Genomic DNA, 14,210 nt, shown 5'->3' on the forward strand with positions numbered 1-14,210 from the left:
GAACAGAGAAATCAGAGGAGAATGACATGAGACTGATCTTAGCCGGCGTGCTCGCCGGGCTGCTATCGGCAACCGCCGCCAAGGCCGACGAAATGGTATTCACCAGCTGGGGCGGCACCACGCAGGAAGCGCAGACCAAGTCCTGGGCCGAGCCGTTCGCGGCGAGCTCCGGCATCAAGGTGCTGCAGGACGGCCCGACCGACTACGGCAAGCTGAAGGCCATGGTCGACGCCAAGAACGTGACCTGGGACGTGGTCGACGTGGAAATGGATTTCGCCATCAAGGCCGCCAAGGACGGGCTGCTCGAGCCGATCGACTTCGCCGCCGTGCCGAAGGCCGATCTCGACCCGCGCTTCAGCAACGAGCATGCCGTCGGCAGCTTCTACTATTCCTTCGTGCTGGCCTGGAACAAGGGCGCCGTTTCGGGTGAGCCGACAAGCTGGGCCGACATGTTCGACACCAAGAAGTTTCCCGGCAAACGGACCTTCTACAAATGGTCGGCGCCGGGCGTGATCGAGATCGCGCTGCTCGCCGACGGCGTGCCGGCGGACAAGCTCTATCCGCTCGATCTCGAGCGCGCTTTCAAGAAGCTCGACACGATCAAGTCGGATATCGTCTGGTGGGGCGGCGGCGCGGAGTCGCAGCAGCTCATCGCTTCGGGCGAGGCTGCCTTCGGGCAGCTCTGGAACGGCCGTGTCTTCGCGCTCGAGAAGGACGGCGCCGATGTCGGCGTCTCCTGGAACCAGAACCTCACCGCCGCTGACGTTCTCGTCGTGCCGAAGGGCGCCAAGAACAAGGACAGCGCGATGAAATTCCTCGCCGCCGCGACCAGCCCGACCGGCCAGGCGAAATTCGCCGAGGCAAGCGGCTACGCGCCGATCAACACCAAGGCCAAGGCGGAAATGCCCGCCGACGTGGTGAAAGGGCTGCCCGACGCGCACGTCGAGGGTCAGATCAATCTCGACATGAACTACTGGGCCGAGCACCGCGACGAGATCGCCACGCGCTGGTACGCCTGGCAGACCAAGTAGCGCCACAGCAAGCCGGAGGCGCGGCAAGCCGCGCCCCCTTCGGGACGACGGGAACCGCTCGATGCAAGCACACTCCCTCAGCCGCGGCTCGGTTGCCGGCCTGCCGGCCGGCAGCGGCGGCGCCCTGCCGGCCCTGGTGCTGGTCGGCCTGTTCTTTGTCGTGCCGGTGGTCGCGCTCTTGCTGCGCAGCGTCACCGATCCCGAGCCCGGCCTGCAGAACTATGCCGCGCTGTTCGGCAGCGGCACTTATGTGCGGGTGTTTCTCAACACCTTCCTGGTCGCGGCCGTCGTCACCGTCGTGACCATCCTCGTCGCGTTTCCGGTCGCCTGGATGCTGGCGATCATGCCGCCGGCGCTCGGTTCGGTCGTCTTCGGCATCATCATCCTGTCGATGTGGACCAATCTCCTCACCCGCACCTATGCCTGGATGGTGCTTTTGCAGCGCACCGGTGTGATCAACCGGGCGCTGATGGGGCTCGGCGTCATCCACGAGCCGCTGCCGCTCATCAACAATTTGACCGGCGTCACCATCGGCATGGTCTACATCATGCTGCCCTTCATGATCCTGCCGCTGGTCGGCACGCTGCGCGCCATCGATCCGATGACGCTGCGCGCCGCCGCCCTTTGCGGCGCTAGCCCGTCGCAGGCATTCCGCCGCATCCTGCTACCGCTGTCGCTGCCCGGCATCGCCGCCGGCGGGCTGATGGTCTTCGTCATGTCGCTCGGCTATTTCGTGACGCCCGCGCTGCTCGGCGGCACATCGAACATGATGCTCGCCGAAATGATCACCCAGACGGTGCAGTCGCTGCTCAACTGGGGGCTCGGAAGTGCTGCGGCCTTCGTGCTGCTCGCCGTCACCATGGTGCTCTACGCGATCCAATTGCGCATGGTCGGCGCCAGGCGCCTCGCCGGAGGGCTCTAAGATGCTGCTCGACTACGACCGGCTCGGATGGCTGCGTGCGGCGCTCGCCGGCTTCACTGCGCTCATCGCGGCTTTCCTTCTGTTACCGGTGGTCTTCATCGTCCTGTTGTCGTTCGGCTCGTCGCGCTGGCTGGCCTTTCCGCCACCAGGCTGGACGCTGAAATGGTATCACGAACTTCTTGCCGACCCGGCCTGGGTCGACGCCGCTTTGACCAGCGCGAAGATCGCCGCGATGGCCGCCATCCTCGCGGTTCTGATCGGCCTGCTCGCCTCGTTCAGCCTGGTCAGGGGCGAATTTCGCGGCCGGCAGTTCCTGCGCGGCCTGCTGCTGACGCCGATGGTGCTGCCGGTGGTGGTTTTCGCCATCGCCATCTACGCCTTTTTCCTGCGCATCGGGCTCGCCGGCACGACGATCGGTTTCGTCATCGCCCACACGATCCTGGCGCTGCCCTTCGCCATCATTCCGATCGCCACCGCGCTCGAAGGTTTCGACAAATCCATCGAGGACGCGGCGATCGTGTGCGGCGCCAGTCCGCTGCAGGCAAGGCTCAGGATCACCCTGCCCTCGATCCGCATCGGCATCTTCTCGGCGGCGATCTTTTCCTTCCTCGCCTCATGGGACGAGGTGGTGGTGGCGATCTTCATGGCGAGCCCGACCCTGCAGACCTTGCCGGTGAAGATCTGGGGCAGCCTGCGTGCCGATCTGAGCCCGGTCGTCGCCGCCGCCTCCAGCCTGCTCGTCGGCCTCACTCTCGCCCTGATGATCGTCACCGCACTCCTTCGCAGAAGACTGTCCAGATGACCCGGCCATTCCTGTCCATCCGCGCGGTGAGAAAGGCGTTCGGCGCCTTCGTCGCCGTCCACGACGTCACCATCGATGTGCCGAAGGGCGAATTCCTGACCTTTCTCGGGCCGTCAGGCTCCGGCAAGTCGACGACGCTCTATGCGATCGCCGGTTTCCAGGATCCGACGGCGGGCGACGTGCTTTTGGAAGACAAGTCGCTGCTTTCGGTGCCATCGCACAAGCGCAACATCGGCATGGTGTTCCAGCGCTACACGCTGTTCCCGCACCTGAGCGTCGCCGAGAACGTAGCCTTTCCGCTGCGGGTGCGCCGCCGGCCGGATGCCGAAGTGAAGCGCAAGGTCGCCGATATGCTGGCGCTGGTGCGCCTGGAAAAATTCGCTGAGCGCTATCCCGGCGCGCTGTCCGGCGGCCAGCAGCAGCGCGTGGCGCTTGCCCGCGCTCTCGCCTACGATCCCCCGATCCTGTTGATGGACGAGCCGCTGTCGGCTCTGGACAAGAAACTGCGCCAGGAAATCCAGGCCGAGATCCGCCGCATCCACCGCGAGACCGGCGTCACCATCCTCTATGTCACCCACGACCAGGAGGAGGCGCTGCATCTTTCCGACCGCATCGCCTTGTTCAAGGAAGGCCGCATCGAGCAGATCGGCACCGGCGAGGATCTTTATCTCAGACCCGCGAGCGAGTTCGTCGCCGGCTTCATCGGCAATTCCAACTTCCTGCCGGCGGAGCACCTCGAAACATATAACGGCGTTGCCTTGGTGCGGCTGGCCGATGGCTCGATCGTCAAGGGCGTGAAAGCCACACAGGCGCTCGGCCGCGGCCAAAAGGCCAGGCTGATGGTGCGGCCGGAAGCGTTCCGCCTGACCCCCATGGAGGGGAATGCATCGCTTGCCGTCGAGATCGTCGACACCGCCTTCTTCGGCGATCGCCGGCGCGTCGTGGCGCGCACGGGGTCGGGCGACGAGATCGATATCAGGCCAACTTCGGATACAGCCGAACCGGGCGGCACCGATGCCGCTTCGGGACGGCAGATTTTCTTCGATCCCGCTACGGCCTTCCTGTTTCCGGTCTGAAGCCGGGCTGGGTCATCCCCGCGACTGGCTCGCCGCCATCCAGTGCCACGTCGTCACAACCGCGACATGGCCGGCGCCTCGATCACCGTCATGCATCTCGATGACGAATTGCAACGCATGATCGACCATCCGTGCGACTGCGCCATGTTCCGGAGCTGAGCGAGATGGACTTCACGTCCGGGGATTTGAAAGCCCTTTTCGGCACTTTCTCCGAGCGGATGGCGACGGAACGCGACAGGCTCTGCGCGCTCGACGGAGTGATCGGGGACGCCGACCACGGCGTCGCCATGGAACAAGGCATGAAAGCCGCGGCCGAAGCGGCGCAAGCCGCCGAAGGCACGCTGCGGGATTATATTCAATACCGCGGCCAAAGGCTTTCTCAACGCAGTCGGCGCCTCCTCCGGACCGCTCTACGCAACCGCGCTTTTGCGCGCCGGCAAGGCCGCGGGTCCGCGCGCATCGATGCCGACCGGCGAGTTGCGTACCATCATTGCGGCGATGCGCGACGGCATCGCCCAGCGTGGCAAGGCGGAACTCGGCCAGAGGACAATGCTCGACGCCTGGGGGACGGCCGCCGACGCGGCAGTCAATGGCCGCAACGCCGATGCCATAGCCGCCGCTGCCCGCCGGGGCGCGGAAGCGACGCGCGACATGATCGCAACCGTCGGTCGTGCCGCGCGTCTCGGCGAGCGCTCGCTCGGCAATGCGGACCCCGGCTCGGTCTCGGCCGCAATGCTGGTCGAAGAAATCTGCAGGGCGATAAAGATCGCTTAGGCGGTGTGCCGCCATGCAATCAGCACTTGCCAGCAGGCCTGCATTCGATACAGGAGGCGCTTCAGCCGTTTACGATCGATTGTATCGATCAACTCTCCAGCGACATGACGGCAAGGTGAAGCGCGCGGACGCCTTTCTTAATGATCGGCTCATGTCGGCGTCGGGCGAGGACCGCCGTGTAGACGGGCTGATGCAGAGTTGGAGCTTCTTCCACGATGTGGGAGGGGCGCTCGGCGGCGAAGCGTCGCGCATCCTCGGCGCGCATGTAGCATGTGCCGCCGGCCCGCCGCAGCATATTGTCCGCAAGCGTCTCGGAGCCCATCGAAAGCCGGCACGCAGTCAGGTTTGGCAGCGCCTCGGCATGAGCCTTCTCGAGCGCCACCGTGTAACCCGGCCGGATGTAACTGTCGGGGCTTACATCGCAAAGCCTGCGCGCCGTGGTCGAGACCATCACATATTCTTCGACCATGAGCTGGTCATATGTGATCTCGGGCAGGTAGCGCGGAGCGTAAACAACGGCAATATCAAGGTTTCCCAGGCTCAGATCCGATATCATCTGCGGCGAATAATCGGATTCGACGTGGATCGAGGACCGGGGCAAGACTTGCAGCAGCATTTCCAGCCAACCAGGCAGGATCGAGCGGGTCATCCCGACCTGGGCAGCGACCCGTAGGCTGCCCTCGAACCTGTTGAAGGCGCGCACATCGTGACGCGCCTGGGACCAGGTCGACAGCATCGACCGCGCATAGGCCTCAAACCGCCGCCCTGCCGCCGTCGGCTCGGCACCGGCGCGGCCGCGGTGGAAGAGCTCGGATCCAACGGCGGTTTCCAGGTTCTTGATACGGGTGCTGACCGTCGATTGCGTCAGTCCGAGGCGCTCCGCCGACCGGTTGAAGTTCCGCGATTCGATGATGTCCAGAAAGGTTTCGACCTGTTCCAGCTGCATGGGCCAGCCAATCGATTTTTACGATCGTATCCGCCCGATCATACGCTTGATCCAAACACTGACAAGGCAGAAGTTCGATGCAAGCAACCCAGGGGCCTCCAGAGCGCCCGCATCATTTAGAGGGACAAGTGTTCATAGTCGATTGCGATTGCCACAATTACTGGTCCAGCGCGACGGTGCTGGAGCCCTACCTGTCCGGCGTCTGGAAAGACATGTTCATCGAAGGCGAGAAGACCGGCCCCGTCGGCGCCTTTCCGCACGGCCATCGCCCCTGGTTTCATCCGCAGGATTTCTCCCGGAAGGACGTGCGGCCGAAGGTCGAGGCGGACAATTACCTGATCATGAAGGAGAAGCACCTCGATAAATACAATATCGGAGTGGCAATCCTGACTGGCGACGAGCCGATCGAGGCTTCGACGCTGGCAAATCCCTATTACGCCAGCGCGCTGGTAAGCGCCTATAACGACTATCAGATCAATGAATGGCTGCCGAAAGACAGCCGCTTGATGGGCTCCATCGTCATCGCGCCGCAGGACCCACGCCTTGCGGCGGCGGAGATCCGGCGGCTCGGCGCGCATCCCCGGATGGCGCAAGTTCTGGCCTCCCAAGGCTCGGTGCGGCCGTATGGCGATCCGTTCTATCACCCGATCTTCGAGGCCTGTGCCGAGGTCGGCTTGCCGTTCGCCATACATCTTGGCGGGCATGGCGGCATCAACTGGAATGCCGTCGCGCCCGCGCCCACGACTTTCTTCTGGGAGACCCATGCGATCCTGCACATGTCGGCCATGTCGCATGTCGCGAGCATGATCGCGCATGGTGTGTTCGAAAAATGGCCGGATCTTTACTTTGTCGTCATCGAGTGCGGCATCGCCTGGGTGCCGTCGGTGCTCTGGCGACTTGACGCCGACTACAAAGCCCTGCGCAAGGAGACGCCATGGCTGAAGATGCTGCCGTCGGAATATTGTCGACGCAACATACGCTTCTCCACGCAGCCGTTGGAGCAACCGTCGAACGTCAAACACCTCTGGGCGCTCCTGGAAGCGATGGACGGGGAGAACACGCTGCTGTTTGCGTCCGACTACCCGCATTGGGATTACGATGACGTCAACACGCTGCACATCCCGCCGGAATGGCGCGGCAAGGTGCTCGGCCAGAATGCGCTCGATGTCTACAAGCGGATCCCCCGCCCGCAAGCCGCCGCGGCAGCGTGACGAGGACCCAAATGGCCGAGAAGACGTATATTTGTCGCGCCGACGAGATCCAGGTCGGGACGCCATTCATCGCCAAGGTGCGCAGCCTGTCGATCGGCGTGTTCCGGATCGGCGATAGTTTCCATGCGCTGCTGAATGTTTGTCCTCACCGAGGCGCTCCGCTTTGCGAAGGGCCGCAATGCGGAACGACCGCTCCCGTCGAGGGACCCGAATTCATCTACCACCGCGAGAACGAAATCGTTCGCTGCGCCTGGCATGGGTGGGAGTTCGACATCCAGACGGGTGCGGCCCTGGTCAACCCGTCCGTTCGCGCGCGGACGTTCCCAGTCACCGTCGAGGCCGGGAGCATTTACGTGACGGCCTGATCGGAGCGGCGCGCGCCTTGGCGACCGGTTGGGCGCCGTTACCCGAAGCAGCCGTCTTATGCGCCCGGCTTTTGGCATGCTGCTGCTGGCGCCGATCGCATCGGCATCCGCTGCAATAGGCCGCTGACGGATCGGCGCCGGTTTCTTCGCGACAAACCGCTGGCGCTATGGCGAAGACGCATTTGCGGCTTGGCAGGTCAACATGTGGCGTTAGAAATGGGAAGCTGGTGCCGACCGGCGATACGGCATGCGTCCCTTCTATGACGCCTCCGCCGGCCACACCCCAACCAAGGAGCATTCCATGACCTGGAGCGGCGTGTTTCCAGCAGTGACGACCAAGATGCAGGCTTCCGGCGCAGTCGACCTGAAAGCCACGCAAGCCAGCATCGAGCGGCTTGTTCAGAACGGCGTGTCAGGCGTGATCGTCCTGCCCATGCTTGGCGAGAATGCCACGCTGACACAGGCCGAGCGCGATGCCGTGGTTTCAGCGGCCAGGGAAGTCGTGGCGGGACGGGTGCCGCTGCTCTCCGGTCTTGCGGAATGATCCACCGACGACGCGGCCGCGGCGGCTCGCAACTACCAGAAGCTTGGAGCCGAGGGGCTGATGACCTTCCCCAGTCTCGCCTATCGCACCGACCGCCATGAGACGGTGGCATGGTACAAGACCGTGGCCGAGGCCAGCGACCTGCCGGTGATGATCTACAACAATCCGCTCGCCTACAAGGTCGACGTCGACGTCGAGACGCTGAAGGCGCTGGTCGATGTTCCTGGCATCGTCGCCATCAAGGAAGAGACCGGCGATATCCGCAGGGTAACCGACCTGTTCAACGCCTTCGGCGACCGTTTCGACATCTTTTGCGGCGTCGACGATCTTATCCTTGAAAGCCTGACGCTCGGTGTCGCCGGCTGGGTTTCGGGCATGACCAATGCATGGCCGGCCGAGTGCGTATCGCTGTTCAACGCCGCCCGCGGCGGCGATTATGCGGTAGCGCTTCCGCTCTATCGGCTGATGACGCCGGCATTTCATCTCGATACGGACGTCAAGCTGGTGCAGTACATCAAATTCGCCGAGCATCTGGTGTACGGCGCTCCGGAACACGTTCGAAAGCCGCGCCTGCCGATCGGCGGCGAGGAACGGTCGAAGGTGGAAGCGGTGATCAGGAAGACGATTTCCGATCTCACAGCGCTGAAACGTGTTTGAGAAACGTTTGCAGGTGACGGCGCTGCGGACCGCCGAGCAGTCGGCCATGGTCAACTGCCGGTTCGCACCCGCACCTTTTCGGCGAAGGCCTCCACCTCGCCCTGGCGAGGTTGCTTGCCGGTGTGCGTGAGCAGGTAGGCCGGCGTCAGAGACAGACGGTTGCTCACCGGCTCGACGATCTCGAGCGAGTAATAGCCGATCTGCGTGAAGTACAGCACGCGCGCCCGCACGAAGGCTTCGGTGTCTGCGTAACCGTGCCGCAAAAACATCGCCCGGATGGCATCGACCCGCGCATCGTCTTCCTCGTTCACGATACGATGGACCTTGGCGGACTGGCGCGACCAGGCACGCACGGCGAAGTCCAAGCGCGGATTGAACAGCCTCCCATCCAGCCAGCACTCGAAGACATTGAGCACGGCCTCAGTTATCGACGCGGCGGGCCGGCCGGCCTGCTCGAGGATGAAACGGGTGTTGTTGTTGCGCCAACAGTCGAGAAGCTGATCGAGCAGGTCCTGACGGCTCTTGAAGTACCAGTAGAAACTGGAACGGGAGACGTTCAGCTTCTGCCCGAGCGCGAGGACGCGCACCGCCTCCACGCCTTCGGAGATCAACGTCTCCAGCGCGAGCTTCATCCAGTCCTCGCGCGTCACCTTGGTGTTGCCGATCAGACCGGACCGTCGCACGACTGCATCTGCACTGGAATCGGAAGGCATGTCGGGCCGGCCAGGTTTGAATGCCGGCTAGATAGACCTGAAACCGCCCCGCTACAATACTTGCACCTGTTCGAGCCACTCCCAAAGATACGGGGCAATGCTCCGGTCGACGTGCACACGCGCCCGATCGGGGTTGCCGAACCGGTAGAAGAGAACGCCGGAGCCGGCAAAAAGGATCGAAGCCGAGAGACTTGCCTGCCTCGGATCGAGCGCCGTGCCCCTGGCGACCAGACCGGCCAATCCCGGCCCTTCGATCTCGAATACATGCAGCCCGGCATCCATGACCGTGACCGCGAAACCGGCCGCGTGCCAGCCGGCCGCGACGGGTAATGGCCGTCCGCTCACGGCGAGAATACGATCGCGCGCGATGCGCACCATGTATTTGTCGCCGTTGGCAACCGCGCCGGCTCCGACTCCTTCCCCCGCGAGACCCGAAGCCTGCGCCCAAGCCGTCAGGTCGCCGCTGACCAGAAGCTGCTTCAGCCCGTCCAATGTGCGCACGCTAATCCCGTCCGTGTTCAGGACCGCGGTGGTCCAGTCGGGCGCTGGGGGCCATTTTTCGGCAAGGTTACGCATGCAGGCGGCTCCCTTCCGGATCGAAGGCGCAGGGCGCGACGATGGTGGCCTGGCGCAGGACGCCGAGGTGCTGAACGTCGATCGTTTGGCCATGCCGTGCGGCACCCCGTTCGATGAGCGCCAGGGCGACGGGGCGGCCCAGGGTCGGGCTTTGATAGCTGGAGGTGACGAAGCCGATGCTCCGGAGCCGGTCGCCGCTTTTCTCCACACCATGCGCGCCGGTCGCCAGCGGCGCCTCGCCTTCGCCGACAGCCAGGCCGACAAGCTGATTGCGATCGGTTCGGCACGCCGCTTCGGTGAAAAGCGAGCGCCGGCCGACGAACTCACCTGTACGCTTGGTCCGCGGTCCCGCGACGCCGAGGTCGTGCGGCATGACGTTGCCGTCGGTGTCCTTGCCGATGACGATGAAGCCCTTCTCGGCGCGCAGGATCATCAGGGATTCAAGCCCGAGCAGCACGGCGTCGAACGCGCGGCCTTCCTGCTGCATTCTTGCCCAGAGCGCCTCGGCCCGGTCGGCGCGGATGGAGATTTCGTAGCTTCGGTCGCCGGTGAAGGAGACCCGGGCAATGCGCACCTCGTCGCCGGCAAAGCGGCCGGCGGTAACCGCCATGTGCGGCAGGCTGGCATCGTCCAGCGCGGCACCCAGATCGAGCGCCTCTATCAGCCCGCGCGCTTTCGGACCCGAAATGGTCAAGGTGGCGTATTGCGCGGTGGCGTTGTGGATATAGACCGCATCGCGGCCGAAACGATCCTGCCGCCATTCTTCGAGACGCGCGTGGACAGCGGCGACATGCGACGACGAGCAGGAGACGATGAAGCGGTGCTCGTCGAGACGAACCAGGACGCCGTCATCGAAGACGACGCCATTTTCCGACAGCATGAAACCGTAGCGGCAATGGCCGGGTTTGAGGGTCGACATGGTGTTGTAATAGATGAAGTCGACGAATTCGGCCGCGCGTGGACCGATCACCTCGATCTTGCCGAGCGTCGAGCCGTCGAAGAGCGCAACGGACTGCCGGGCGCGCCGCGCATCCTCCTGGATCGTGGCTCCGGCTTCGCCGCTTCCGTAATAGGCCGGCCTCAGCCAGCCGCCATATTCCTGGAACACTCCGCCTGCTGCGCGATGGTTTGCCTCCAGCGGTAGGCGACGGACCGGGGCGTGCATGCTGCCCCGACGCGCTCCCGCCAGGCTGGCGAACGGCACAGGCGTGAAAGGCGGCCGGTAGGTGGTGATGCCGACATCCGAGATGGCGCGGCCGGTAGCCGCGGCCAGCAGCGCCAGACCGTTCAGGTTCGACGTCTTGCCCTGGTCGGTCGCCATGCCAAGGGTCGTATGGCGCTTCAGGTGCTCGACGGAGACAAAATTCTCCCGCGCCGCCAGTTCGACGTCCTTGGCGGTGACGTCGCTCTGGTAGTCGATCCAGACGCGGCCCTTGGCTTTGGGCTTCGGCCACAGGCTGACGACGCCAAGCGTTCTTTCCTCGCCAGTGCTGCGAGGTGCCGGCGGCGCCGAGCCGAACCCGCCGAGGGCCGCCAGGCCGCTGGCCAAGGTTTCGGAAAGCGAGACCGTGCCGGCGACGGCGCCGGCTACGCCGATCCCCTCGATCGCTTCTGCGGGAATGAAAGCCGACAGTTGATCGCTCCAGGCGAGCTTGCCTTTTGCCTGCGAGAACAGATGCACGGTGGGTGTCCAGCCGCCCGAGACGAGCAGGCAATCGGCCGCAAGGGCAGTACCGTCGTCGAGCAGAACACTCTGAACGGCGTTGCGGCCGCGCGCCGCTGCAATGGCGCGTCCGGCGAGGACCCGAATATCGCTCCTCGCCTGTACGCCACCCTCACGCCGGCAATCAACCACCGTCACCGAAGCGCCGGCCGCAGCCAGCGCCGAGGCCGGCTCGTAGGCGCTGTCATTGTTGGTTGCGACCACGATCTGCCGGCCGACAAGGACGCCATGCCTGCGCAGGTAGCTCAACGCCGCGTCAGCGGAGAGTATGCCCGGAAGGTCGTTGTTGGCGAACGGGACCGGCCGCTCGATCGCGCCCGTCGCCAGCACGATGCGGCGCGGGCGCACGCGCCACAGCGTGTCGGGTCGGCCGTCGCGGTGAATCTGGTTGAGCGCGACCAGATTGTGATCATAGAGGCCGAAGGCGGTCGTATCGCTGAGCACGAGATGCCCACTGCTCTTCAGCCGGGCCACCGTGGCATCGATCCATGCCGCACCCTTGACACCGTCGATTTCGCCTGCACGGTGGCGCAGCGACCCGCCGGGATGCGTCCGCTCGTCGACCAGCACGACCGAGTGCCCGGCTGCCGCCGCGCCGGCAGCCGCGGCGAGGCCGGCCGGTCCGGCGCCGACCACCAGGACGTCGCAATGGTGGTTGATCTGGTCCGAGACGGGACGCGGCTTCCAATTGCGGTCGACGACGCCAAGCCCGGCCATGGCGCGGATGCGCGGCTCGAACAGGTGCCAGTCCGGCCACATGAAGGTCTTGTAGTAGAATGCGGCGGGCAGGAAACGGGCAAGGCGGTCCAGCACCGCGTTGCGGTCGGCCAGCGCCGTCGGCGACGCGTTGACGCTCTTGACCATGAGGCCGTCCCGCGCCGGCACGGTCGTTGCCCGCGCATTCGGCACGCGGCCGCCGGCGCTCTCGACATCGACCAGCGCGTTGGGCTCCTCCACACCGGATCCCCAGATGCCACGCGGCCGATGATATTTGAAGCTGCGGCCGACGATCGCCCGGCCGCTCGCCAGCAAGGCAGACGCGATCGTGTCGCCGGCAAAGCCGTCGACGCGCGTGCCGTCGAAAGTGAAGCTCAGCGGGCGGGCCCGATCGATGTCGCAGCCGCCATTGGCAAGACGCGAAGCGCTCATGCGCCATGCTCCGCGTCGCCGAGCACGGAGGAACCCGACACCTTGTGATTGACGCTGTCGCGGCTCATCGCAAAGCACTCGCCGCAGGTCAGGTGCATCCAGATCTCGCGAGTCGGCCCCTTCGGGTTGTTGCGCATATGGAGATAGCCGGCCCAGCGCTCGGCCGTCACGTCCCCGCCGTCGGGCCGCAAATTGCCGGCCTCGCCGCCATAGTGAAACTCGCTTTCTTCGCGCGGCCCGCAGAACGGACAGGGAAAGAGCTGCATCTTTTCTACACCTTCAATGGGCAATGCCGGAGCCGGCAGCCTCGTCGATCAGCCGGCCGCGGGCGAAGCGGTCGAGATCGAAAGGCCGGCTGATGTCGTGGTGCCTGCCGGTGGCAAGCAAATGGGCAAGCAGCGTGCCGCCGGCGGGAATCGCCTTGAAGCCGCCCGTGCCCCAGCCGCAATTGAGGAAAAGCCCGGGCAGTGGCGATTCGCCGATGATGGGCGAGGAATCGGGGACGACGTCGACGATGCCTGCCCATTGCCGCATCATCTTCAGCTGGCCGAAGATCGGGAACATTTCGAGCATGCCTGCGATCACGCCTTCCAGCACCGGCAAGTTGCCGCGCTGGCCATAGGACGGGATGCGGTCGAGCGCGCCGCCGATCACCAGTTCGCCCTTGTCCGATTGGCTGACATAGACGCCCGTATCCGGCGAGATCACCACCGTGTCGATGATCGGCTTGACCGGCTCGGACACGCAGGCCTGCAGTGCATAGGAATTGACCGGCAGCCGGAATCCCGCCTTCGCCGCCAGCACCGAGGAGTGGCCGGCCACCGCCATCCCCGTACGCTCGGCCCGGATTGCGCCGCGCGACGTGACGACCCCACGGCAGCGCCCGTTCTCAATGATAAAGTCGCTGATCTCGCAGTTCTGAATGATGTCGACGCCGAGACGGCTGGCGGCGCGCGCATAGCCCCAGGCGACAGCGTCATGACGGGCCGTGCCGCCGCTCGGCTGCCAGGTGCCGCCATAGACGGGGTAGCGGGCATCCGGGCCGAAATTGTAGATCGGCACCACCCGCCGGACGTCCTCGATCGAGAACAATTCGCAATCGATGCCGTTGACCTGGATGGCGTTGACGGACCGGGCAGCGGTTTCCATTCCCGCTTCGCTATGCGCGAGGGTGAGAATGCCGCGCGCGGAAAACATCACATTGTAGTTCAGATCCTTCGACAGCCTCTTGTAGAGACCGTGCGCCAGCCCGTAGATCGCCGCGCTTTCCGGGTAGAAGTAATTTGAGCGGACGACGGTTGTGTTGCGGCCGGTGTTGCCGCCGCCGATCCAGCCTTTCTCGAGCACCGCCACATTGGTGAGGCCGTGGTTCTTTGCGAGATAGTAAGCCGTGGCGAGGCCGTGGCCGCCACCGCCGACGATGACGGCGTCGTAACGCGGTTTGGGCTCCGGCGAGCGCCAGGCCTTCTCCCAGCCCGTCTGGCCGGCGACGCCTTCCTTGAATAGCGAAAGCGCTGAATAGTGCCTTGTCATGCGCTCAGGCCCGCATCACGTGAGCGATAGTGCAAGGGTGCCAAGAACCGCTGAGACGCCAGATCGGCGGCGCCGTACCAAACCGGCGCAATCAACTCGCCCCGTCCTCGAAAGTCCATAACCCATCCCGTTCTGCCGCGGTTCGACAAAGTCGTCCACCTTCGCGCGGGGCGAACTTAGCTTGAATG

The 14,210-nt window shown here is 64.7% G+C and carries 14 protein-coding genes and 1 pseudogene; 8 read left to right on the top strand and 7 right to left on the bottom strand.

The genetic code is table 11. From position 1 onward, the window contains the following. The first annotated feature begins 26 nt into the window (after positions 1-26). From EJ078_RS11045 to EJ078_RS11060, 4 genes are all read left to right on the top strand, one after another. Entirely contained in the window at positions 27-1,031 is a 1,005-nt protein-coding gene (locus EJ078_RS11045) for an ABC transporter substrate-binding protein (protein WP_067328491.1), read from the top strand. A 61-nt stretch (positions 1,032-1,092) separates the two neighbouring features. Next, positions 1,093-1,953: an ABC transporter permease gene (locus EJ078_RS11050; RefSeq protein WP_067328488.1), complete on the top strand. Its 861-nt coding sequence runs from the start codon at positions 1,093-1,095 to the stop codon at positions 1,951-1,953. Between the two features lies 1 nt (position 1,954). Then, positions 1,955-2,755 carry an ABC transporter permease gene (locus EJ078_RS11055; protein WP_127213800.1) on the top strand — a complete coding sequence of 267 codons (801 nt, stop codon included), beginning with the start codon at positions 1,955-1,957 and terminating at the stop codon, positions 2,753-2,755. Beyond that, positions 2,752-3,831, top strand: a complete 1,080-nt coding sequence (locus EJ078_RS11060) for an ABC transporter ATP-binding protein (RefSeq protein ID WP_127403632.1) — start codon at positions 2,752-2,754, stop codon at positions 3,829-3,831. Before EJ078_RS11055 ends, EJ078_RS11060 begins: the two co-directional genes overlap by 4 nt. 53 nt (positions 3,832-3,884) lie before the next feature. Here EJ078_RS11060 and EJ078_RS30855 read toward each other — a convergent pair whose 3' ends face one another. After that, a complete protein-coding gene (locus EJ078_RS30855) occupies positions 3,885-4,202 on the bottom strand; it encodes a hypothetical protein (protein ID WP_336619674.1) in 318 nt (105 codons plus the stop codon). On the opposite strand from EJ078_RS30855, the gene EJ078_RS11065 reads away from it, so the two are divergent. Further along, a complete protein-coding gene (locus EJ078_RS11065; RefSeq protein ID WP_346016362.1) occupies positions 4,183-4,605 on the top strand; it encodes a DAK2 domain-containing protein in 423 nt (140 codons plus the stop codon). The two genes, EJ078_RS30855 and EJ078_RS11065, sit on opposite strands and share 20 nt — an antisense overlap. 88 nt (positions 4,606-4,693) lie before the next feature. Here EJ078_RS11065 and EJ078_RS11070 read toward each other — a convergent pair whose 3' ends face one another. Further along, entirely contained in the window at positions 4,694-5,551 is an 858-nt protein-coding gene (locus EJ078_RS11070; RefSeq protein ID WP_127241171.1) for a LysR family transcriptional regulator, read from the bottom strand. Positions 5,552-5,679: 128 nt separating this feature from the next. Between EJ078_RS11070 and EJ078_RS11075 the strand changes: the two genes are divergently transcribed. From EJ078_RS11075 to EJ078_RS11085, 3 genes and pseudogenes are all read left to right on the top strand, one after another. Beyond that, entirely contained in the window at positions 5,680-6,762 is a 1,083-nt protein-coding gene (locus tag EJ078_RS11075; RefSeq protein WP_095799496.1) for an amidohydrolase family protein, read from the top strand. Between the two features lie 11 nt (positions 6,763-6,773). Beyond that, entirely contained in the window at positions 6,774-7,127 is a 354-nt protein-coding gene (locus tag EJ078_RS11080; RefSeq protein ID WP_066994002.1) for a Rieske (2Fe-2S) protein, read from the top strand. A gap of 301 nt (positions 7,128-7,428) precedes the next feature. Then, positions 7,429-8,328, top strand: a pseudogene (locus tag EJ078_RS11085) (dihydrodipicolinate synthase family protein). Positions 8,329-8,378: 50 nt separating this feature from the next. Here EJ078_RS11085 and EJ078_RS11090 read toward each other — a convergent pair. From EJ078_RS11090 to EJ078_RS11110, 5 genes are read right to left on the bottom strand one after another with little or no spacing between them, the layout of a single operon-like run. Beyond that, complete coding sequence (locus tag EJ078_RS11090) at positions 8,379-9,041, bottom strand: TetR/AcrR family transcriptional regulator (protein WP_127403631.1); 663 nt, start codon at positions 9,039-9,041, stop codon at positions 8,379-8,381. A gap of 51 nt (positions 9,042-9,092) precedes the next feature. Beyond that, positions 9,093-9,617, bottom strand: a complete 525-nt coding sequence (locus EJ078_RS11095) for a hypothetical protein (protein ID WP_095826040.1) — start codon at positions 9,615-9,617, stop codon at positions 9,093-9,095. Then, the gene (locus EJ078_RS11100; protein ID WP_208721510.1) at positions 9,610-12,489 is read right to left on the bottom strand and encodes a sarcosine oxidase subunit alpha family protein; all 2,880 of its coding nucleotides are present in this window, start codon (positions 12,487-12,489) and stop codon (positions 9,610-9,612) included. The genes EJ078_RS11095 and EJ078_RS11100 overlap by 8 nt, the downstream gene beginning before the upstream one ends. Next, positions 12,486-12,755 (bottom strand): sarcosine oxidase subunit delta, encoded by a 270-nt coding sequence (locus tag EJ078_RS11105; RefSeq protein WP_067322843.1) that lies wholly within the window; start codon positions 12,753-12,755, stop codon positions 12,486-12,488. The genes EJ078_RS11100 and EJ078_RS11105 overlap by 4 nt, the downstream gene beginning before the upstream one ends. A gap of 13 nt (positions 12,756-12,768) precedes the next feature. Further along, positions 12,769-14,022 (bottom strand): sarcosine oxidase subunit beta family protein, encoded by a 1,254-nt coding sequence (locus EJ078_RS11110; RefSeq protein ID WP_127403629.1) that lies wholly within the window; start codon positions 14,020-14,022, stop codon positions 12,769-12,771. Between the last annotated feature and the right edge of the window lie 188 nt (positions 14,023-14,210).

Origin of the sequence: Mesorhizobium sp. M1A.F.Ca.IN.022.06.1.1 (assembly GCF_003952605.1) — a bacterium.
GTDB lineage: Bacteria > Pseudomonadota > Alphaproteobacteria > Rhizobiales > Rhizobiaceae > Mesorhizobium.

Coding starts and splice junctions, on each gene's coding strand:
- EJ078_RS11050 (WP_067328488.1), top strand. CDS start 1,093: ATGCAAGCACACTCCCTCAGCCGCGGCTCGGTTGCCGGCCTGCCGGCC.
- EJ078_RS11090 (WP_127403631.1), bottom strand. CDS start 9,041: ATGCCTTCCGATTCCAGTGCAGATGCAGTCGTGCGACGGTCCGGTCTG.
- EJ078_RS11045 (WP_067328491.1), top strand. CDS start 27: ATGAGACTGATCTTAGCCGGCGTGCTCGCCGGGCTGCTATCGGCAACC.
- EJ078_RS11095 (WP_095826040.1), bottom strand. CDS start 9,617: ATGCGTAACCTTGCCGAAAAATGGCCCCCAGCGCCCGACTGGACCACC.
- EJ078_RS11105 (WP_067322843.1), bottom strand. CDS start 12,755: ATGCAGCTCTTTCCCTGTCCGTTCTGCGGGCCGCGCGAAGAAAGCGAG.
- EJ078_RS11060 (WP_127403632.1), top strand. CDS start 2,752: ATGACCCGGCCATTCCTGTCCATCCGCGCGGTGAGAAAGGCGTTCGGC.
- EJ078_RS11110 (WP_127403629.1), bottom strand. CDS start 14,022: ATGACAAGGCACTATTCAGCGCTTTCGCTATTCAAGGAAGGCGTCGCC.
- EJ078_RS11080 (WP_066994002.1), top strand. CDS start 6,774: ATGGCCGAGAAGACGTATATTTGTCGCGCCGACGAGATCCAGGTCGGG.
- EJ078_RS11070 (WP_127241171.1), bottom strand. CDS start 5,551: ATGCAGCTGGAACAGGTCGAAACCTTTCTGGACATCATCGAATCGCGG.
- EJ078_RS11055 (WP_127213800.1), top strand. CDS start 1,955: ATGCTGCTCGACTACGACCGGCTCGGATGGCTGCGTGCGGCGCTCGCC.
- EJ078_RS11100 (WP_208721510.1), bottom strand. CDS start 12,489: ATGAGCGCTTCGCGTCTTGCCAATGGCGGCTGCGACATCGATCGGGCC.